Source organism: Pseudomonas sp. Eth.TT006 (assembly GCF_054456575.1).
The window spans coordinates 172849-191480 of the sequence record NZ_JBTJEN010000007.1; the positions used below are offsets into that span (position 1 = coordinate 172849).

The 18632-nt window shown below is 59.8% G+C and carries 17 protein-coding genes; 5 read left to right on the plus strand and 12 right to left on the minus strand.

The genetic code is table 11. The features are described from left to right. Window positions 1-59: 59 nt before the first annotated feature. From aspS to ACXR0M_RS13620, 4 genes are all read right to left on the minus strand, one after another. Entirely contained in the window at window positions 60-1835 is a 1776-nt protein-coding gene (gene aspS / locus ACXR0M_RS13605) for an aspartate--tRNA ligase (protein ID WP_458832346.1), read from the minus strand. 100 nt (window positions 1836-1935) lie between these two features. After that, entirely contained in the window at window positions 1936-2157 is a 222-nt protein-coding gene (locus ACXR0M_RS13610; protein WP_458832347.1) for an FmdB family zinc ribbon protein, read from the minus strand. 120 nt (window positions 2158-2277) lie between these two features. Beyond that, window positions 2278-2628 carry a ribbon-helix-helix domain-containing protein gene (locus ACXR0M_RS13615; RefSeq protein ID WP_458832348.1) on the minus strand — a complete coding sequence of 117 codons (351 nt, stop codon included), beginning with the start codon at window positions 2626-2628 and terminating at the stop codon, window positions 2278-2280. Between the two features lie 183 nt (window positions 2629-2811). Next, window positions 2812-3282 carry a Dps family protein gene (locus tag ACXR0M_RS13620; RefSeq protein ID WP_123467217.1) on the minus strand — a complete coding sequence of 157 codons (471 nt, stop codon included), beginning with the start codon at window positions 3280-3282 and terminating at the stop codon, window positions 2812-2814. A 309-nt stretch (window positions 3283-3591) separates the two neighbouring features. On the opposite strand from ACXR0M_RS13620, the gene ACXR0M_RS13625 reads away from it, so the two are divergent. Beyond that, entirely contained in the window at window positions 3592-4194 is a 603-nt protein-coding gene (locus tag ACXR0M_RS13625) for a cold-shock protein (protein ID WP_458832349.1), read from the plus strand. Between the two features lie 75 nt (window positions 4195-4269). Here the strand turns inward: ACXR0M_RS13625 and ACXR0M_RS13630 are convergent, their stop codons facing one another. After that, window positions 4270-4476, minus strand: coding sequence for a SlyX family protein (locus tag ACXR0M_RS13630; RefSeq protein ID WP_458832350.1), 207 nt, complete (start codon window positions 4474-4476; stop codon window positions 4270-4272). Window positions 4477-4479: 3 nt separating this feature from the next. Next, entirely contained in the window at window positions 4480-4905 is a 426-nt protein-coding gene (locus ACXR0M_RS13635) for an HIT domain-containing protein (protein WP_458832351.1), read from the minus strand. A gap of 890 nt (window positions 4906-5795) precedes the next feature. Between ACXR0M_RS13635 and ACXR0M_RS13640 the strand changes: the two genes are divergently transcribed. After that, complete coding sequence (locus ACXR0M_RS13640) at window positions 5796-7160, plus strand: OprD family porin (RefSeq protein ID WP_458832352.1); 1365 nt, start codon at window positions 5796-5798, stop codon at window positions 7158-7160. Between the two features lie 118 nt (window positions 7161-7278). Here ACXR0M_RS13640 and ACXR0M_RS13645 read toward each other — a convergent pair whose 3' ends face one another. Then, complete coding sequence (locus ACXR0M_RS13645; protein ID WP_458832353.1) at window positions 7279-8121, minus strand: mechanosensitive ion channel family protein; 843 nt, start codon at window positions 8119-8121, stop codon at window positions 7279-7281. A 150-nt stretch (window positions 8122-8271) separates the two neighbouring features. Continuing rightward, a complete protein-coding gene (locus ACXR0M_RS13650) occupies window positions 8272-8757 on the minus strand; it encodes a YajQ family cyclic di-GMP-binding protein (RefSeq protein WP_003227548.1) in 486 nt (161 codons plus the stop codon). Window positions 8758-8897: 140 nt separating this feature from the next. On the opposite strand from ACXR0M_RS13650, the gene ACXR0M_RS13655 reads away from it, so the two are divergent. From ACXR0M_RS13655 to ACXR0M_RS13665, 3 genes are read left to right on the plus strand one after another with little or no spacing between them, the layout of a single operon-like run. Beyond that, window positions 8898-9815 (plus strand): putative 2-dehydropantoate 2-reductase, encoded by a 918-nt coding sequence (locus ACXR0M_RS13655; protein WP_458832354.1) that lies wholly within the window; start codon window positions 8898-8900, stop codon window positions 9813-9815. A gap of 45 nt (window positions 9816-9860) precedes the next feature. Continuing rightward, the gene (locus ACXR0M_RS13660) at window positions 9861-11897 is read left to right on the plus strand and encodes a sensor histidine kinase (RefSeq protein ID WP_458832355.1); all 2037 of its coding nucleotides are present in this window, start codon (window positions 9861-9863) and stop codon (window positions 11895-11897) included. Window positions 11898-11900: 3 nt separating this feature from the next. Then, window positions 11901-12485: a cob(I)yrinic acid a,c-diamide adenosyltransferase gene (locus ACXR0M_RS13665; protein WP_458832356.1), complete on the plus strand. Its 585-nt coding sequence runs from the start codon at window positions 11901-11903 to the stop codon at window positions 12483-12485. A 120-nt stretch (window positions 12486-12605) separates the two neighbouring features. Here the strand turns inward: ACXR0M_RS13665 and ACXR0M_RS13670 are convergent, their stop codons facing one another. From ACXR0M_RS13670 to secA, 4 genes are all read right to left on the minus strand, one after another. Beyond that, window positions 12606-13553, minus strand: a complete 948-nt coding sequence (locus tag ACXR0M_RS13670) for a Nudix family hydrolase (RefSeq protein WP_458832357.1) — start codon at window positions 13551-13553, stop codon at window positions 12606-12608. Continuing rightward, entirely contained in the window at window positions 13550-14182 is a 633-nt protein-coding gene (locus ACXR0M_RS13675) for a glutathione S-transferase family protein (protein ID WP_458832358.1), read from the minus strand. The genes ACXR0M_RS13670 and ACXR0M_RS13675 overlap by 4 nt, the downstream gene beginning before the upstream one ends. Window positions 14183-14342: 160 nt before the next feature. Further along, on the minus strand, window positions 14343-15560 hold the full coding sequence (argJ, locus tag ACXR0M_RS13680; RefSeq protein ID WP_458832359.1) for a bifunctional glutamate N-acetyltransferase/amino-acid acetyltransferase ArgJ: 1218 nt from the start codon (window positions 15558-15560) through the stop codon (window positions 14343-14345). A 122-nt stretch (window positions 15561-15682) separates the two neighbouring features. Beyond that, window positions 15683-18418, minus strand: coding sequence for a preprotein translocase subunit SecA (secA, locus tag ACXR0M_RS13685; RefSeq protein ID WP_458832360.1), 2736 nt, complete (start codon window positions 18416-18418; stop codon window positions 15683-15685). Between the last annotated feature and the right edge of the window lie 214 nt (window positions 18419-18632).

Genomic DNA, 18632 nt, shown 5'->3' on the forward strand with positions numbered 1-18632 from the left:
CGACCTGCTCTCTACAGAAAGAAAAAAGGCGCATCCGAAGATGCGCCTTCAGGCCCGTCTTACTCAGCCTTTGGCGTTTCGCGCAAACGAATGTGCAGCTCACGCAGTGCCTTGGCATCCACCACACCCGGCGCTTGCGTCATCACGTCGGCAGCACTCTGGGTTTTCGGGAAGGCGATCACTTCACGGATCGACTGGGCGCCGGTCATCAGCATCACCAGACGGTCGAGACCGAAGGCCAGACCACCGTGCGGCGGTGCACCGTACTTCAGCGCGTCGAGCAGGAAGCCGAATTTCTCTTCCTGTTCCGCCTCGTTGATACCCAGCAGACGGAACACCGCTTGCTGCATTTCCTTGCGGTGGATACGGATCGAGCCGCCACCCAGTTCGGTGCCGTTCAGCACCATGTCGTAGGCGCGGGACAGTGCGCCGGCCGGATTGGCTTCCAGTTCTTCAGGAGAGCATTTCGGCGCGGTGAACGGGTGGTGCAGCGCCGAGAAGCTGCCGTCGTCGTTTTCTTCGAACATCGGGAAGTCGACAACCCACATCGGTGCCCACTTGCAGGTCAGCAGGTTCAGGTCGTGACCGAGCTTGATCCGCAGTGCGCCCAAGGCTTCGCTGACGATCTTGGCCTTGTCGGCACCGAAGAACACGATGTCGCCATCGACCGCACCGACGCGATCGAGGATCACGTTCAGTTTGTCTTCCGGGATGTTCTTCACGATCGGCGACTGCAGGCCTTCAACACCGGCAGCACGCTCGTTGACCTTGATGTACGCCAGGCCCTTGGCACCATAGATGCCGACGAACTTGGTGTAGTCGTCGATCTGCTTGCGCGGCATGCTCGCCCCGCCTGGCACGCGCAGTGCGGCGATGCGGCATTTCGGGTCGTTGGCCGGGCCGCTGAACACCTTGAATTCGACTTCTTTCAACTGGTCGGCAACGTCTACCAGCTCCAGCGGGTTACGCAGGTCCGGCTTGTCGGAACCGTAACGACGCATGGCTTCTTCGAACGTCATGTGCGGGAATTCGCCGAACTCCAGATCCAGCACTTCCTTGAACAGGTTGCGGATCATGCCTTCGGTCAGGCCCATGATGTCTTTTTCGTCGAGGAAGCTGGTCTCGATGTCGATCTGAGTGAACTCAGGCTGACGGTCGGCACGCAGGTCTTCGTCGCGGAAGCACTTGGCGATCTGGTAGTAACGGTCGAAGCCGGCGACCATCAGCAGTTGCTTGAACAGCTGTGGCGATTGCGGCAGCGCGAAGAACGAACCGGCGTGAGTACGGCTTGGCACCAGATAGTCACGCGCACCTTCAGGGGTGGCACGGGTCAGGATCGGCGTTTCCACGTCGAGGAAGCCGTTCTCGTCGAGGTAGCGACGGATGCTGGTGGTCATGCGCGAACGCAGGCGCAGCTTCTCGGCCATTTCCGGACGACGCAGGTCGAGGAAGCGATAACGCAGACGGGTTTCTTCGCCGACATCGGAGTATTCGTTGAGCGGGAACGGCGGGGTTTCCGCTTCATTCAGCACTTCCAGCTCGTAGCCCAGCACTTCGATCATGCCCGACGCCATGTTGGCGTTGGTGGCACCGGCCGGACGCAGACGCACTTTACCGGTGATCTTCACCACGTATTCGCTGCGCACGCGGTCAGCGGCGGCGAAGCTCTCGGCGCGATCCGGGTCGAACACCACCTGAGCCAGACCATCACGATCACGGATATCGAGGAAAATCACCCCGCCGTGGTCGCGACGACGGTGAACCCATCCGCAAAGGGTAATTTCCTGACCTTCCAGGCTTTCGTTCAGTTGGCCGCAATAATGGCTGCGCATCATGGTAGTGGTTTCGCTTCTCGTAATTCGAAATTCGGTGGAGATCCCGTCGCCATCAAGCAGTGCGAAATCTCACGCGTGTCGTTCGACCTGGGATTGAACCCTAGTCAGCTTTGTCGCCACCGGCCAGGTTCTTCTTGGCTCCGGTCTTGAAATCGGTTTCGTACCAACCGCTGCCGCTGAGGCGAAAACCTGGCATGGACAGCTGTTTCTTGAGCTCTGGCGCCTGACAGGCAGGGCAGTCGACCAGCGGTGCCTCGCTGATCTTTTGAATGGCTTCCAACTGATGACCACAGGAAGCACATTGGTAATCGTACATCGGCATGGAGGGTGTCTCGGCGATCAGATTGCCACCGCGCGCAGGGCTTTGCGGCGAAAGAGCGGGATTATATCCATTAAAATGCGGGCTGTGCAGCCGTAAGACTGCACAGCCCGCCAGGTCATTTCAACTATTGCCGATTCCGGGCTCGGCGGCCGGCGCGGTATCGCGCAAGCCATTCATCACGCACACCACCCGCACCAGACCGCTGAAGTTTTTCACCCCGCCTTGACGCAGGTGCACCTCGCGGTCCACATGGGACAGCAGCGTACCGACCGAACAGCTGTTGTCTTCGGCCATCGCCGCCAGAATGTTCCAGTACACCTGCTCGAGCCGCAAGCAGGTCGCAAAGCCATTCAGACGCACCGACCTCGACAGCGGCCGGATCAATTCGAAGTCGAAGTCGCTGACCAGCGGTTCGACCTTCATTTCCTGTCGCGAACCAAGCTGTTCGCTTCGCCTGTCACCACCTACCATATCGCTGACACTCCTTTGCCATTTCTGGTTGTTACAAAAGCAACATCCTGTGCCTTCATAAAAACGCAGACGCCAAGTCAGCGCCAGACGACTAGTTGCCGATCTACGTAGGATAAGCCGACATCATCGGTAAGATTTGCATCAGCACGCGGACATCCACCGGGACGCCCGCGTTTATGGCGATCAGGCTTCCAGCAACGCGCGCAGCATCCATGCAGTCTTCTCATGCACCTGCATGCGCTGGGTCAGCAGGTCCGCCGTCGGCTCGTCACTGACTTTGTCCAGCAACGGGAAAATGCCGCGAGCGGTGCGGGTTACCGCCTCCTGCCCTTCGACCAGTTGCTTGATCATGGCCTCGGCACTGGGCACGCCCTCCTCCTCCTTGATCGAAGAGAGACGGGCATACGTGGCGTAGGCACCCGGCGCGGGGAAGCCGAGAGCACGGATACGCTCGGCGATCAGGTCCACGGCCAGCGCCAGTTCGTTGTACTGCTCTTCGAACATCAGGTGCAGGGTGCGGAACATCGGACCGGTGACGTTCCAGTGGAAGTTATGGGTTTTCAGATACAGCACGTAGGTGTCCGACAGCAGCCGCGACAGCCCTTCGACGATGGACTTGCGATCTTCTTCACTGATACCGATATCGATTGCCATGTTTACCCCCTGAGGCGATTGAATTCATCCAGCAGTTGCTGACTCACTCTAGCAAGGCCAGCGCCCGCTCGCAGCCTGCAATCGCCTTGCTGCGTGCGACAAATCGACCGGCAGGCGCCGCTGGCCGGGGTAATTTGAGAACCCGCAGGCTTTGCTGTTAAATAGACGGTGTGTCGCTACGCCCCATTTTTCGGGGGTGAGGCGCATAGGCTGATGCCGCGTACGTGTCCAACGCCTCTTTATTGTTCCGAAGCGAACCATGCGCCTTCAGCTCTTCCTTGTGAGCCGTCATAACGTGAGCCAATCAAAATGTTGAAAATCGTCCACCTGCTAATGGGCGCAGCGGCCTTGCTGCTGTCGTTCATACCCAGCTTGAAGTCCGAAGCCGTTCCTTACCTGCAACAACCCGATGCACTTTACCTGGCCTTTTTCGGCCTGCTGAACCTGGTCATCGCTCCAGTGATTCCTTACTGGAACAAAGGCCCGCGCCAGCATCTGCAAAACCTGGTCAGCGCGCTGCTGGTACTGACCGTCGTCCTGCAAACCCTGACCCTGATCGCGCCGATGCCGGTCATCGCCGGTCAACCGGCCGTGCTGTTCAGCCTGCTGATTGCACTGATTGCCGTGGTGGTGCACCTGGCTGTCAGCTTCTATAAATCGTCGCCGGCCGCCGCACCGACCAGCTATGACATGAGCAACCGCGATACCGGCACCGTCAAGTGGTTCAACACCTCTAAAGGCTTCGGTTTTATTTCCCGGGATTCCGGTGATGATATTTTCGTGCACTTTCGTGCAATCCGTGGCGAAGGCCACCGCGTTCTGGTCGAAGGCCAGCGCGTGGAGTTCTCGGTGATGAACCGCGACAAAGGCCTGCAAGCCGAGGACGTGATCGCCGCCCTGCCGCGTCGCTGATCCAAGGCAACAAAAAAAACCGCGAACAGCCAGACTGTTCGCGGTTTTTTTATGCCCGCACAAAAGGTGCTGCCATCAATAGTGCGGTGGCGGCGCCTCTTCCTCGGAAGAATCGAACTGCCCGACCATCTCTTCCTGACGCTTGAGCAATGCGGCCATTTGCAGTTGCAGACGCTCGATTATCCGTTGCTGCGCCACCAGCTCGTCGTTCAGGGCCTCGATGGTGTCGTCCTGAAAAGCCAGACGACTTTCCAGATCGGTAACGCGCGCTTCAAGGCTCATGACTCAATCCTCCAGAAACGTGAAGTGCTCGGTCAGCACCAGACCCAGCCGCTCACGGATGGCCGCTACCTGCTCGGCATTGTACGGCTTGGCCGGGTGCTTGCCCCAGACCGGCGCGGGCCACGCGGCGTCATCCCGTTTGCGCACGACCACATGCATATGCAGCTGGCTGACGACGTTGCCCAGGGTCGCGACGTTCATCTTGTCAGCGTCGAACAAGTCCTTGAGCAACTCGGCCAGTGCAGTGGTTTCCTGCCACAACTGCTGCTGGTCGGCGACATCCAACTGAAACAACTCGCTGATATCGTCGCGACGCGGTACCAGGATGAACCACGGGTAATTGGCATCGTTGGACAGCAGCAGCCGACACAACGGAAAGTCGCCGATGGTCAGGGTGTCCTGTTGAAGTCGTGAATCCAAAACAAACACTGCGTGCACTCCCGGCTGATCTACCTCATTTAGCTTGGCGGCCGCCTGTACAGGCAGCGCACCAAGCGACAGACAGGCAGCATACCTGCGAATGCACCGGGCTTCACGACGGCAATCCCCGACGAGGACCATCAGCCCCGACAAGAGACATCCATGTCCGTCGCGCACCATTGCGGAGCCCAGACAATTCTTTGATACAGAAAAATGGCCGAAACGACCTGTTACCCGCCAACAGTCCTGCTCCAGCTGTATGAATCTGGTACAGCCTGCAAATTTTTTGCACCAAAACCGTACATTGCGTCTACGCTCAGTGCGTCGGGCATCCGCCAAATACTCACGGACGGGGTGAACCGGTAACGTTTTTGGTTGTCAGGCCGCCCGGCGCACCTGACAACACGATGTAACGGTGTGCGTCAAGCCCCTGATAAAAAAGGGCTTGAACCCGCGTTTTCACAAGGTTTTCACGAACGCGGGTGGCTGTTTTGAAAAATAAAAGGCACACGCCTGCACTTTGTGCACGCTTGTTGCATTGATACACAGAAGGTCTGCAAGCACACCACGGGAAGTGGCAGCTTCAGACCAATCAAACACGGTGGCAGGGTTGCCCCAATGGAGATTCAAGTGTTTTGCCAGGGACTCTTTTTTACCGATGCAAAAGGCCCGAAAACAGCGATAAAGTTGTCAGCCCGGCTGCAGGGGTAATGTGAATTTGCGACATCAACCCAGCTGTTTGCGACGTCGTCGTAAAGAACGCGAAAGGTTGTATGTGCAAGTATCGCCAACATTGTCGGCGTGATATAAGTTTGCGCCGACACAAAAAGAAAGAGCCGCCCAGATAATAAAACAGGTGGGACGGCAGTACTCTTCTAAAACCAAAGGAGCAAATCACGATGCGCGTGATGAAGTGGAGCACAATCGCACTGGCCGTTGCAGCAGCAGCCAGTACTCAGTTGGCTACGGCCGCCCCGTTTGTTAGTGACCAGGCAGAAGCCAAAGGTTTCGTTGAAGATGCGAAACTCACCGAGACGTTGAAGAACTATTACTTCAACCGCGACAACAAGAACGGTGGTCACGACCAGAAAGACTGGACCCAGGGTTTCCTCGGTAACTTCACCTCCGGTTACACCCAAGGCACCGTAGGCGTCGGTATCGATGCATTCGGTTACCTGGCAGTCAAACTGGATGGCGGTGACGGTACTTCCGGCACTGGCAACATGAGCCGCAGCGACACCGTCAAGGCCAACGAGTATGCCCACGACGTTAATGACAGTCAGGGCAAAGCCGGCGCAGCCGTCAAGTTCCGCATCTCCAAAACCGAGCTGAAAGTCGGCGACCAGCAGCCAAGCACTGCTCCTGTGTTCGCAGTTGGTGGCTCCCGTATCATTCCGCAATCGGCTAGCGGCTTCCAGCTGCAGAGCAGCGAAGTCAAAGACCTGGACCTCGAAGCCGGTCACTTCTACTCGGCGACCAGCCAGGACAAAAACGCCCGTAACGGCGGCCTGTACGCTAACTACGCTGGCCAAGAAGCCAAGTCGATCGATTACTTCGGCGGCAAATACGGCATCACTGACAACCTGACCGCATCGCTCTACGGCGCCAAACTGGAAGACATCTGGAACCAGTACTACGCGAACGTCAACCTCACCACTCCATTCGGTGGCGACACTTCGCTGAACACTGACTTCAACATCTACCGCACCACCGACACCGGTGACAAGCTGGCAGGTGACATCAGCAACACTGCCTTCTCCCTGGCAACCGCGCTGTCGTTCCTGAAAGCACACACTTTCACCCTGGCCTTCCAGAAGGTTAACGGTGACACACCATTCGACTACGTCGGTGTAGGCAAGAACAACCGCGGTGGCGACTCGATTTTCCTCGCCAACTCCATCCAGTACTCTGACTTCAACGGCCCAGGCGAGAAATCCCTGCAAGCGCGTTATGACCTGAAAATGGCCGAGTACGGCGTACCAGGCTTGAGCTTCATGGTTCGCTACGTCAAAGGTTGGAATATCGACGGCACCGGCCTGGCTGCAAACAGCCAATACCGCACCGACACTGGCGCACCGCTGTACGGTGAAGATGGCAAACACCACGAAACCAACTTCGAAGCCAAATATGTTGTTCAGTCTGGCCCAGCAAAAGATCTGTCCTTCCGCATCCGTCAAGCCTGGCACACCGCCAACGCCGACGAAGGCGAAGGCGACGTTAAAGAGTTCCGCCTGATCACCGAATACCCACTGAACATCCTGTAACTGTCAGTGGTTAGTTTGGAAGCATAAAAAAAGGCCCATCTTCGGATGGGCCTTTTTTATTGCCTGTCGCCTTTCATAAATGCCTGACCAATAAGTCAGGCATTTAATTAGCAACCTATCATTGTGTTGCCGATTCCTGAACTACACGAATCACACGCTGTGGAAACGGGATATCAATACCGGCCGTCTTCAAACGATCACGCGACAGTTCGTTAAACATGAACATCACGTCCCAGTAGTCTGCGGTTTTAACCCAGACACGCAGGGAAACAGTGATCGAACTGTCACCCAAGGTCGAAATCACCGCCTGTGGCGCAGGGTCCTGCAACACGCGATCATCCTTGGCCAGATCCAGCAGCACCTGACGGGCTTTCTGTAGATCTGCTTCGTAGTCCACACCTACATCGAACACAACCTTGCGGGTAGGCTGACGATTGGTGTTGGTGATGATGCCGTTCGACAGGTTGCCGTTCGGCACGATGATGGTCTTGTTGTCGCCGGTACGCAGCACAGTGTGAAAAATCTGGATGCTGTCGACCGTACCCGCCACGCCTTGGGCTTCGATCCAGTCACCAATGCGGAACGGACGGAACAACAAAATCAGCACGCCGCCGGCGAAGTTCGCCAGGCTGCCCTGCAAAGCCAGACCGATGGCCAGACCGGCCGCACCGATGGCCGCCACGAACGAGGTAGTTTCCACGCCGATCATCGAAGCCACGCTGACGATCAGCAGCACCTTGAGGATGATGTTCGCCAGGCTGCTGATGAAACCTTGCAGCGCCAGGTCAGCATTGCGCAGGGCCAGCAGACCGCCGAGCTTTTGCGTGACCTTGTTGATCAGCCACCAGCCGATCGCCAGTGTAATCACCGCCAGCAGCACCCGGCTGCCGTATTCCATGATCATCGGAATCCACGCCTGGGATGCCTTGACCAGGTGGTCTACCTCAGCATTCAAATCCATCTCTCATCTCCTGATTCCGGCTACCCGGCCTGTACACAAAGTAAATGTGGGAGCGGGCTTGCTCGCGAAGGCGTTGTGTCAGTCAATCAATTGCTGACTGACAGAGCGCTTTCGCGAGCAAGCCCGCTCCCATAGGTCATACGACCGGACTCAGTCGCGGAAGTTGTTGAACTGCAGTGGCATGCCGAATTCCTTGGCGCGCAGGGCCGCGATGGCTTCCTGCAGGTCATCGCGCTTCTTGCCGGTTACACGTACTTGCTCGCCCTGAATGGCGGCCTGCACTTTCAACTTGGCGTCCTTGATGTGCGCGACGATTTTCTTCGCCAGCTCTTTGTCGATGCCTTCCTTGAGGATCGCATCCTGCTTCATCAGCTTGCCCGAGGCGTAAGCGTCTTTGACTTCCAGGCATTGCACATCGATCTTGCGCTTGGTCAGGGCCAGCTTCAGGATCTCGATCATCGCTTCCAGCTGGAAACCGGCTTCAGCGGTCAGATTGACGGTCAGGTCCTTTTCCTTGAACTCGAAGCTGCCCTTGCCTTTCAGGTCATAACGACGGTCGAGTTCCTTCACGGCGTTCTCGACCGCGTTGGTCAGCTCGTGTTTGTCCAGTTCGGATACCACGTCGAACGACGGCATGTAATCTCTCCAATAAAAAGGCGCGCTCGATCAGCATGGAGCGCGCTTGGCTTGCGGTTAAAATCCGGCTCATTATAACGGGTCTTTTCCCACCGATACGGCGAGCCTTGCATGCCAGTACCTTACCGAGTGCAAAACTGATGTCCACCCCCTGGCACGTTCTCGGCGCCGGCAGCCTCGGCACCCTGTGGGCCACGCGCCTGGCCCGCGCTGGCCTGCCGGTGCGGCTGATCGTGCGTGATGCCGAACGTCTGCGCAGTTATCAGGCGGCCGGTGGGCTGACCCTGGTCGAACAGGGCACAGCCCACACCTACGCCGTTCCCGCGCAGACGGCGGACGACCCGGAGCCGATCCGCCGCCTGCTGGTCGCCTGCAAAGCCTATGACGCCGAAAACGCCGTCGCTCGCCTCGCTCCAAGACTGACAGCGAATGCCGAGTTGATCCTGTTGCAGAACGGCCTCGGCAGTCAGGACGCGGTCGCGGCACGGGTTCCGCAGGCGCGCTGCATCAGCGCCTCCAGCACCGAAGGTGCCTTCCGGGACGGCGACTGGCGCGTGGTGTTCGCCGGTCATGGTTTCACCTGGCTGGGTGACGCCGCGCACCCGGTGGCGCCGATCTGGCTGGACGATCTGGAAGCGGCGAAGATTCCCCACGAATGGAGCACCGACATCCTCACCCGGCTGTGGCGCAAGCTGGCGCTCAATTGCGCGATCAATCCGCTGACCGTGCTCCACGGCTGCCGCAATGGCGGCCTTGAGCAGCATCAATGCGAAGTCGCCACGCTCTGCGCCGAACTGGCCGAGTTGCTGGAACGGTGCGGGCAGCCAGCGGCGGCAGTCAATCTGCAACAGGAAGTCGAACGGGTGATCCACGCCACGGCAGCCAACTACTCCTCGATGTATCAGGACGCGGCGAACCAGCGCCGCACCGAAATCAGCTACCTGCTGGGCCACGCCTGCAAAGTCGCCGCGCGCCATCAACTGAAACTGCCGCACCTCACGCAATTGCAACAGCGTCTGGTCGAGCACCTGCGCAGCCTTGGATTGCCCAGCGACTGAGCAGCGGCTACGCTGGCCACTTGTTCCTTAGCTGCGATAAACCTGATGCCATTGCGCCAGCGCCTCGAAAACCTGCCGGTCGGCCAGAAACTGTTGGCCGCCCTGCTGGTGTTGTTGACCACCGTTCTGCTGGTCGCCAACCTGACCTTTATCAGCGCCGCCTATTACATCTCCCAGGAAAGCATGGCGCCGCAGGCCCTGCAGACCATCGGCCGGCTGATCTCCAACCCGAGCCTGGTGTCCCAGGCACTGGAGTCGCCGCAAAGCGCCGAACGCCTGCTCAAGGAACTCGACAGTTATTCGCCGCTGCGCGCGGCAGCGCTGTATGACGGCAAGGGTGACCGCCTAGCCCAGGTGCAGCGTGGCGACAAGCTCAATCTGCCGGAACGCTATCGCCATGTGGAAGCCTGGCAACTCACCGAATTTCGCAGCAACCAGTTGATCACCCTGCCCCGCCCCGGCACCGCACCGGGGCATCTGCTGTTGGTGGCCAGCAGTGAACTGCCGATGGCGTTCTACACCGGCACGCTGACCGCCAGTCTCGGCATCCTGATTTTCAGTGTGCTGCTGTGGCTGGTGATTGCCCGACAGATCAAACGCCTGATCACCCGCCCGATCCATGAACTGGAAGAGCTCTCGCGTCAGGTCACCCGTGAAGAGAACTACGCCCTGCGCGCCTCGCGAGGCAACCACGATGAAATCGGCAGCCTCGCCGAAGCGTTCAACACCATGCTCTCGCGCATCGAAGCCCGCGAGCAGCAACTCAAGCGCGCCCGCGACGACTCGCAGGCCGCTTACGATCAGGCCCAGGGTCTGGCCGAAGAAACCCGCCACACCAACCGCAAGCTGGAGCTGGAAGTCCAGGTGCGGAGCAAGATCGAGAAGAAGCTCACCGGTTTCCAGAATTATCTCAACAGCATCATCGACTCGATGCCCTCGGCGCTGATCGCCCTCGACGAACAGCTTTACGTGACCCAGTGGAACCAGGAGGCCAGCGCCCTTTCCGGGACGCGTCTGGATGAGGCGCTGAACCAGCCGATCTTCCTCGCCTTCGAACCACTCAAGCCGTTTCTGCCGCAACTCAAGCAGACCGTCGAAGAGCACACGGTGGCGAAGATCGAGCGGGTGACCTGGGTCAAGGATGACGAACCGAAGCATTACGCCCTGACCTTCTACCCGCTGATGGGCGGTGCCGGTCGCGGCGTGGTGATCCGTATCGACGACATCACCCAGCGCCTGTCGCTGGAAGAAATGATGGTGCAGTCGGAAAAGATGCTTTCGGTGGGCGGTCTTGCTGCCGGCATGGCGCATGAGATCAACAACCCGCTTGGCGCGATTCTGCACAACGTGCAGAACATTCGCCGCCGACTGTCGCCGGAGCTGCCGAAAAACCTCGAAACCGCCGAACAACTGGGGATCGAGCTGGACACGGTCAACCTCTACCTGCAGAACCGCGAAGTGCCGAAACTGCTCGATGGCATCCAGCAGGCCGGCGCCCGTGCCGCGAAAATCGTTACCCATATGCTCAGCTTCAGTCGGCGCAGCACCCGGCAACTGGCGCCGTGCGATTTGCCGGCGCTGATCGATCAGGCGGTGGAAATCGCCGGCAACGACTTCGATCTGGCCATCGGCTTCGACTTCAAGGGTCAGGCGATCATCCGCCAGTTCGACCCGGCGCTCGGCCCGGTGCCGGGCACCGCCAACGAACTCGAGCAAGTGCTGCTCAACCTGCTGAAAAACGCCGCGCAGGCCATTCACCAGCGCGAAGATGACAGCGAGCCGGGGCGGATCATTCTGCGCACCAGACTCAACCCGCCATGGGCGGAAATTCAGGTCGAGGATAACGGCATCGGCATGAGCGAGAGCGTGCGCAAACGCACTTTCGAGCCGTTCTTCACCACCAAGGAAATCGGCCAGGGCACAGGCTTGGGGCTGTCGGTGTCGTACTTCATCATCACCAACAACCACAAAGGCCAGATGGAGGTGCAGTCCGCGCCGGGCCAGGGCACCTGCTTCACGCTGCGCCTCCCCCTGACCCAACCGGCCGCGATCGCCGCCGAAACCAATCAACTACCGAGGTAACCCATGGGCTTTCGCCTGTCGAAGATTTACACCCGCACCGGCGACTCCGGTGAAACCGGCCTGGGCGATGGCCGCCGCGTGCCCAAGGATCACCCGCGCATCGAAGCGATTGGCGAGGTCGACACGCTGAACAGTCAGGTTGGCGTGTTACTGGCCGGGTTGAGCGCCGAGTGTGAGAAGTTTCCGGGTCTGGATGAGCTGATCGAAGTGCTCGCCCCGTGCCAGCATCGTCTGTTCGACCTGGGCGGTGAGCTGGCGATGCCGGAATATCAGGCGCTGAACACCGCAGAAATCGAACGCCTGGAAGCGGCGATCGATGTGTGGAACGAGGAATTGGGGCCGCTGGAGAATTTCATTCTGCCGGGAGGCTCAACGCTGATCGCCCAGGCCCACGTGTGCCGCAGTCTGGCACGCAGCGCCGAGCGCCGCTGTCAGCACCTGAATGCGATCGAGCCGCTGGCCGGGGTGGGCCTGGCGTATATCAATCGATTGTCGGATTTGCTGTTTGTCGCGGCGCGGTTGATTGCGCGGCGGCAGGGGATTGCGGAGATTTTGTGGCAGCCGGCGGCGAAGCCTGCAGAAATCTAGCGCCTGACAGGACGCCATCGCTGGCAAGCCAGCTCCCACAGGTTTCGAGTTGTACGCAGCATTTGTGAACGACACGAAACCTTGTGGGAGCTGGCTTGCCAGCGATGAGGCCGGCAGCCTTTACAGAGCCTCAGGCCAAAACGCCCGAATCCCCGCCACCCCCTGCGCCCCAACGCCCCAGGCCTTCTCGCGCTCCGCCGGTCCCACCCCGCCGAGCAAAAACACCGGCTTGCTGAAACCCTCGATCAACGTTGACGCCTGCTCCCAACCCAACGGCTGCGCATCCGGGTGGGTCAAGGTTGGCTGCACCGGCGACAGGGTGACGAAATCCACGCCCATCTGCTCGGCCAGCGCCAGCTCTTCGGCGTTGTGGCACGAAGCCGCCAGCCAGCGCTCCGCCGGCAATGGCCGCCCCGCTGCGGCGTATTTGCGCAACTGCGCAGCGGTGATGTGCCAGCCGGCGGAGGGGAAATCGCCGAGCCACTCGAACGGCCCCTTGATCATCAACTGCGCCTTGCCGGCACACAGGCCGACCGCATCCACCGCCAGATCGCGGTATTTGGGGTCATAGCCGTTTGGTGCGCGCAACTGGATCAACTTGATCCCGCCGGCAATCGCCTTCTGGATACCACGCAGCAAGGCTGGCGTTTCCAGGTCTTCCGGGGTGATCAGGTATTCGCCGGGCAGGCGTGCGGCGGCGACGATCGGCTGGTTGGCGGCCGGAAACTCATAGCTCAGCAGCTCCTTGGCCGTCACCCAGGCCAGTGGTTGGCCCTCAGCGCCGTGTGGTTCGCCAGTGAAGCTCGACACTTCCCAGACGTCCAGCAACACCTGCTTGTCCGGATAATCGTGGCGCACTTTGATCAGCGGACGCGCAGCGCCAACGACAATACCCAACTCTTCCTGCAGCTCGCGCGCCAGGGCGCTTTCAACGGATTCGTCAACCTCGACCTTGCCGCCGGGAAACTCCCACAGACCACCCTGATGCTGGGTGTCGGCACGGCGGGCGATCAGGATCTTGCCGCTGTCGTCACGAATGACGGCGGCGGCGACGTGTACACGTTTCACGGGTTCAATTCCTCCAGTCCAGCCTTTTGCCACGCCTTGAAGGCGGGCCATTGGTAGACGGTTTCAACATAGGCTTCATCGACGTCAGGCAACGACACCTGATAAGTGCGCAGACGCACGGCAATCGGCGCGAAGAACGCATCCGCCAGACTTACCCGACCAAACAGATACGGCCCGCTCTCGGTGGCAGCCGCACGGCATTCGGCCCACAGCGCGAGCATGCGTTCGATATCGACCTTCACCTCCGGCGGCACCGGGTTGAGTGGCGCGTCGTGGCTCAGGTTGAACGGCATGTGGTTGCGCATGGCGAAAAAACCGCTGTGCATCTGCGCGCAGGCCGAACGGGCCTGGGCGCGGGCGAAAAGATCGCTCGGCCAGAGTTGCTCGGACGGGAACTGTTCAGCGAGGTATTCGGCAATCGCCAGCGAGTCGGCGATGGTGCCGCGAGAAGTCTGCAGCAGCGGCACCTTGGCGGTCGGCGAATGCTTGAGCAGCCGTTCGCGGGTATCGGGCTTGCCGAGTTTGATCAGTTCTTCAGTGTAGGGTGCGCCGGTCAGTTCAACGGCCAGTGCGGCACGCAGGGACCAGGAGGAAAGCAGTTTGTCGCCGATGATCAGGTGCAGGGACATGGTGTGGCGCCTTTTCGTCAGGAGGATCAGGCTGGAATTTTTGGTGCCTGATTAGTCGCCATCGCGAGCAGGCTCACTCCTACAGGGGTTCGGTGAACGACACACATCTCCTGTAGGAGTGAGCCTGCTCGCGATGGCGGCGACTCGGTCTCAGGTTAGATCAGGTACGGTACTCGGCGTTGATTTTCACGTATTCATGCGACAGGTCGGTGGTCCAGATGGTTTCGCTGCAATCGCCGCGACCCAGTTCGATGCGGATGGTGATTTCTTCCTGCTGCATCACCGCCGAGCCTTGGGCTTCAGTGTAGGTCGCTGCGCGGGCGCCACGGCTGGCAATGCACACATCGCCGAGGAACACGTCGATCTTGCTCACGTCCAGATCCGGCACGCCGGCCCGGCCAACCGCGGCCAGAATACGGCCCCAGTTCGGGTCGGAGGCGAACAGCGCGGTCTTGATCAGCGGCGAGTGCGCCACGGTGTAACCGACGTCCAGGCATTCCTGATGGTTGCCGCCGCCGTTGACTTCAACAGTGACAAACTTGGTCGCGCCTTCGCCGTCGCGCACGATGGCCTGGGCTACGTCCATGCAAACTTCGAACACCGCTTGCTTGAGCTTGTTGAACAGCTCGCCTTCGGCGCGGGTGATTTCCGGCAGCGCGGCCTTGCCGGTGGCAATCAGCATGCAGCAGTCGTTGGTCGAAGTGTCGCCGTCGATAGTGATGCGGTTGAACGACTTGTTCGCGCCATCGAGCATCAAGCTGTGCAGCACCTCGCGGGAGACTTTGGCGTCGGTGGCGATGTAACCGAGCATGGTCGCCATGTTCGGCCGGATCATCCCCGCGCCTTTGCTGATGCCGGTGACGGTGATGGTCACGCCGTCATGCTGGAACTTGCGGCTGGCACCCTTGGGCAAGGTGTCGGTGGTCATGATGCCGGTCGCGGCGGCTTCCCAGTTGTTTTCCGAGAGGTCGTCCAGCGCCGCTTGCAGCGCGCCTTCGATCTTCTCGACCGGCAATGGCTCGCCGATCACCCCAGTGGAGTACGGCAGAATCTGGCTGGCATCGACACCGGTCAGCTCGGCCAGCTTCGCGGTGGTGTGCTCGGCGGCGGCCAGGCCCGGCTCGCCGGTGCCGGCGTTGGCGTTGCCGGTGTTGGTCAGTAGGTAACGCACGTCGTTGTGCACGCGCTTTTTCGCCAGGATCACCGGCGCGGCGCAAAAGGCGTTCAGCGTGAACACACCGGCCACGGTCGAACCTTCGGCGCAGCGCATCACTACCACATCCTTGCGCCCGGGGCGCTTGATGCCGGCTGAGGCGATACCGAGTTCAAAACCGGCAACCGGGTGCAACGTTGGCAAAGGACCAAGACCAACAGCCATGAATGCGCTCCTTACTCAATGATGTCAGCACCGCTCAGAGTGAGGGCGGTGGTGTAAATGGCAAAACGCCGCGACGGCTGATGCCGGTCGCGGCGCGGGTATTTCAGCAATGGAAACGGGGGTTACTGGATCTGCCCGTGGCAATGCTTGAATTTCTTGCCCGAACCGCAGTAGCACAGTTCGTTGCGGCCCAGCTTCTGCTCGTTGCGCACCGGCGCGGTGGCGAGGGCCACATCGACCTCTTCACCCAACACTTCCGGCTGATCCAGACCAGGGGCCTCGGCGTGTTCGAACTGCATGCGCGCGGCCAGTGCTTCGGCTTCCTGACGCAGGCGTTGCTCTTCGGCTTCCGGATCTTCGCGGCGTACCTGAACGTGCGACAGCACACGGATCGAGTCCCGCTTGATCGAATCCAGCAGCTCGGAGAACAGCGTGAACGACTCGCGCTTGTATTCCTGCTTCGGGTTCTTCTGGGCGTAGCCACGCAGGTGGATGCCGTGACGCAGGTGATCCATGGTCGACAGGTGGTCTTTCCACAGATCGTCGAGCACGCGCAGCACGATTTGTTTCTCGAAGGAGCGCAGCGCTTCGGCACCGGCCTGGTCTTCTTTCTCGTTGTACGCGGCCATCAGCTCGACCATCAGCTTCTCGCGCAGGGTCTCTTCGTACAGGTGATCGTCTTCGTCGAGCCATTGCTGGATCGGCAGTTTCACCCCGAAGTCGCTGGCAATCGACGCTTCCAGACCGGCAACGTCCCACTGCTCTGGCAGCGATTGCGGCGGAATGTGAGCGCTGACGGTGGCGTTGAGCACGTCCTGACGGAAGTCGGCGATGGTTTCACCGATGTTGTCGGCGGCCAGCAACGTGTTACGCATGTGATAGATCACTTTACGCTGTTCGTTGTTGACGTCGTCGAACTCGAGCAATTGCTTGCGGATGTCGAAGTTGCGACCTTCCACCTTGCGCTGCGCCTTCTCGATCGCGTTGGTCACCATGCGGTGCTCGATCGCTTCGCCCGGCTGCATGCCCAGGGCTTTCATGAAGTTCTTCACCCGGTCAGAGGCGAAGATGCGCATCAGGCTGTCTTCCAGCGACAGGTAGAAGCGGCTGGAACCGGCGTCGCCCTGACGGCCGGCACGGCCACGCAGCTGGTTGTCGATACGGCGCGATTCGTGACGCTCGGAGGCGATCACCTGCAAACCGCCGGACTCCAGCACTTGCTGGTGACGCTTCTGCCAGTCGGCCTTGATCTGGGCGATCTGCTCCGGGCTCGGGTTTTCCAGCGCCGCAACTTCCACTTCCCAGTTGCCGCCCAGCAGGATGTCGGTACCACGACCGGCCATGTTGGTGGCGATGGTCAAGGCGCCCGGACGACCGGCCTGTGCAATGATTTCAGCTTCTTTTTCGTGGAACTTGGCGTTCAGAACCTTGTGCTCGATGCCTTCCTTGGTGAGCAGGTTGGACACGTGCTCGGAAGTCTCGATGGTCGCGGTACCCACCAGGATCGGACGGCCCTGGGCCATGCCTTCCTTGATGTCGTTGATGATCGCCGCGTATTTCTCTTCGGCAGTCAGGAACACCAGGTCGTTGTAGTCTTTACGCGCCAACGGCTTGTTCGGCGGGATGACCATGACCTGCAGGCCATAGATCTGGTGGAATTCGAACGCTTCGGTGTCGGCGGTACCGGTCATGCCGGACAGCTTGGTGTACAGACGGAAGTAGTTCTGGAACGTGGTCGAGGCCAGGGTCTGGCTCTCGGCCTGAATGTTCAGACCTTCCTTGGCTTCGATGGCCTGGTGCAGGCCTTCGGACAGACGGCGGCCCGGCATGGTACGGCCGGTGTGTTCGTCGACCAGTACGACCTGACCGTCCTGCACGATGTATTCGACGTTGCGGTGGAACAGCTTGTGCGCACGCAGACCCGAGTAGACGTGGGTCAGCAGGCCCAGGTTATGCGCCGAGTACAGGCTTTCGCCTTCGGCCAGCAGGCCGACGCCGGTGAGCATTTCTTCGATGAACTGGTGACCGGCCTCGTTGAGTTCGACCTGACGGGTCTTCTCGTCGATGGTGTAGTGACCGGCCTTGGTGACCTGGCCTTCGACTTCTTCGACGTGCAGTTCCAACTGCGGGATCAGTTTGTTGATCTCCATGTACAGCTTGGAACTGTCCTCGGCCTGACCGGAAATGATCAGCGGGGTACGGGCTTCGTCGATGAGGATGGAGTCGACTTCGTCGATCACGGCAAAATTGAGTTCGCGCTGGAATTTCTCTTCCATGCTGAACGCCATGTTGTCGCGCAGGTAGTCGAAGCCGAATTCGTTGTTGGTGCCGTAAGTGATGTCGGCAGCATAGGCGGCGCGCTTCTCTTCCGGCGGCTGGAACGGCGTCACGACGCCGACGGTCAGACCGAGGAATTCATACAGCGGGCGCATCCAGTTGGCGTCACGGCGGGCCAGGTAGTCGTTCACGGTTACCACGTGCACGCCCTTGCCGGACAACGCGTTGAGGTAAACGCCGAGGGTGGCCACGAGGGTTTTACCCTCACCGGTACGCATTTCGGCAATCATGCCTTCATGCAAGGTCATGCCGCCGATCAACTGCACGTCGAAGTGGCGCATGCCCATGACGCGTTTACCGGCTTCACGGGCGACCGCGAAGGCTTCTGGCAACAGCTTGTCGAGGGATTCCCCTTTGGCGATGCGGGCCTTGAACTCAGCGGTCTTGGCGCGCAATTGATCGTCCGAAAGGGCCACCATTTGCTCTTCGAAGGCATTGACGAGCTGCACCGTCTTGAGCATGCGTTTGACTTCACGCTCGTTCTTGCTTCCAAAAAGTTTCTTTAACAAAGGCGCAAACATATCGGCAGGATCTTCCACACTAAAGGGATGGAGGGCGGCCCCGTGAGCGTCGCCCGTGCAGCCCTCATGGCCGCATGCGAACGAGCATTCTACCCGGAAACGGAAGTGAGGAAAGTGGCGATATTCCACGATGCTGGCACTGCGCTTTGACGGGGCCCACCTAAAATAAGGGCGTTTTGCTCAACTTCAACCCATACGGGCAAGAAGTTAGTCG

What these genes read in the sequence shown, in the direction of transcription:
- secA (WP_458832360.1), bottom strand. Translation starts at nt 18,418, where the DNA reads ATGTTTGCGCCTTTGTTAAAGAAACTTTTTGGAAGCAAGAACGAGCGT.
- ACXR0M_RS13625 (WP_458832349.1), top strand. Translation starts at nt 3,592, where the DNA reads ATGTTGAAAATCGTCCACCTGCTAATGGGCGCAGCGGCCTTGCTGCTG.
- aspS (WP_458832346.1), bottom strand. Translation starts at nt 1,835, where the DNA reads ATGATGCGCAGCCATTATTGCGGCCAACTGAACGAAAGCCTGGAAGGT.
- ACXR0M_RS13660 (WP_458832355.1), top strand. Translation starts at nt 9,861, where the DNA reads ATGCCATTGCGCCAGCGCCTCGAAAACCTGCCGGTCGGCCAGAAACTG.
- ACXR0M_RS13640 (WP_458832352.1), top strand. Translation starts at nt 5,796, where the DNA reads ATGCGCGTGATGAAGTGGAGCACAATCGCACTGGCCGTTGCAGCAGCA.
- ACXR0M_RS13665 (WP_458832356.1), top strand. Translation starts at nt 11,901, where the DNA reads ATGGGCTTTCGCCTGTCGAAGATTTACACCCGCACCGGCGACTCCGGT.
- argJ (WP_458832359.1), bottom strand. Translation starts at nt 15,560, where the DNA reads ATGGCTGTTGGTCTTGGTCCTTTGCCAACGTTGCACCCGGTTGCCGGT.
- ACXR0M_RS13630 (WP_458832350.1), bottom strand. Translation starts at nt 4,476, where the DNA reads ATGAGCCTTGAAGCGCGCGTTACCGATCTGGAAAGTCGTCTGGCTTTT.
- ACXR0M_RS13610 (WP_458832347.1), bottom strand. Translation starts at nt 2,157, where the DNA reads ATGCCGATGTACGATTACCAATGTGCTTCCTGTGGTCATCAGTTGGAA.
- ACXR0M_RS13650 (WP_003227548.1), bottom strand. Translation starts at nt 8,757, where the DNA reads ATGCCGTCGTTCGACGTGGTATCCGAACTGGACAAACACGAGCTGACC.
- ACXR0M_RS13675 (WP_458832358.1), bottom strand. Translation starts at nt 14,182, where the DNA reads ATGTCCCTGCACCTGATCATCGGCGACAAACTGCTTTCCTCCTGGTCC.
- ACXR0M_RS13615 (WP_458832348.1), bottom strand. Translation starts at nt 2,628, where the DNA reads ATGGTAGGTGGTGACAGGCGAAGCGAACAGCTTGGTTCGCGACAGGAA.
- ACXR0M_RS13645 (WP_458832353.1), bottom strand. Translation starts at nt 8,121, where the DNA reads ATGGATTTGAATGCTGAGGTAGACCACCTGGTCAAGGCATCCCAGGCG.
- ACXR0M_RS13655 (WP_458832354.1), top strand. Translation starts at nt 8,898, where the DNA reads ATGTCCACCCCCTGGCACGTTCTCGGCGCCGGCAGCCTCGGCACCCTG.
- ACXR0M_RS13620 (WP_123467217.1), bottom strand. Translation starts at nt 3,282, where the DNA reads ATGGCAATCGATATCGGTATCAGTGAAGAAGATCGCAAGTCCATCGTC.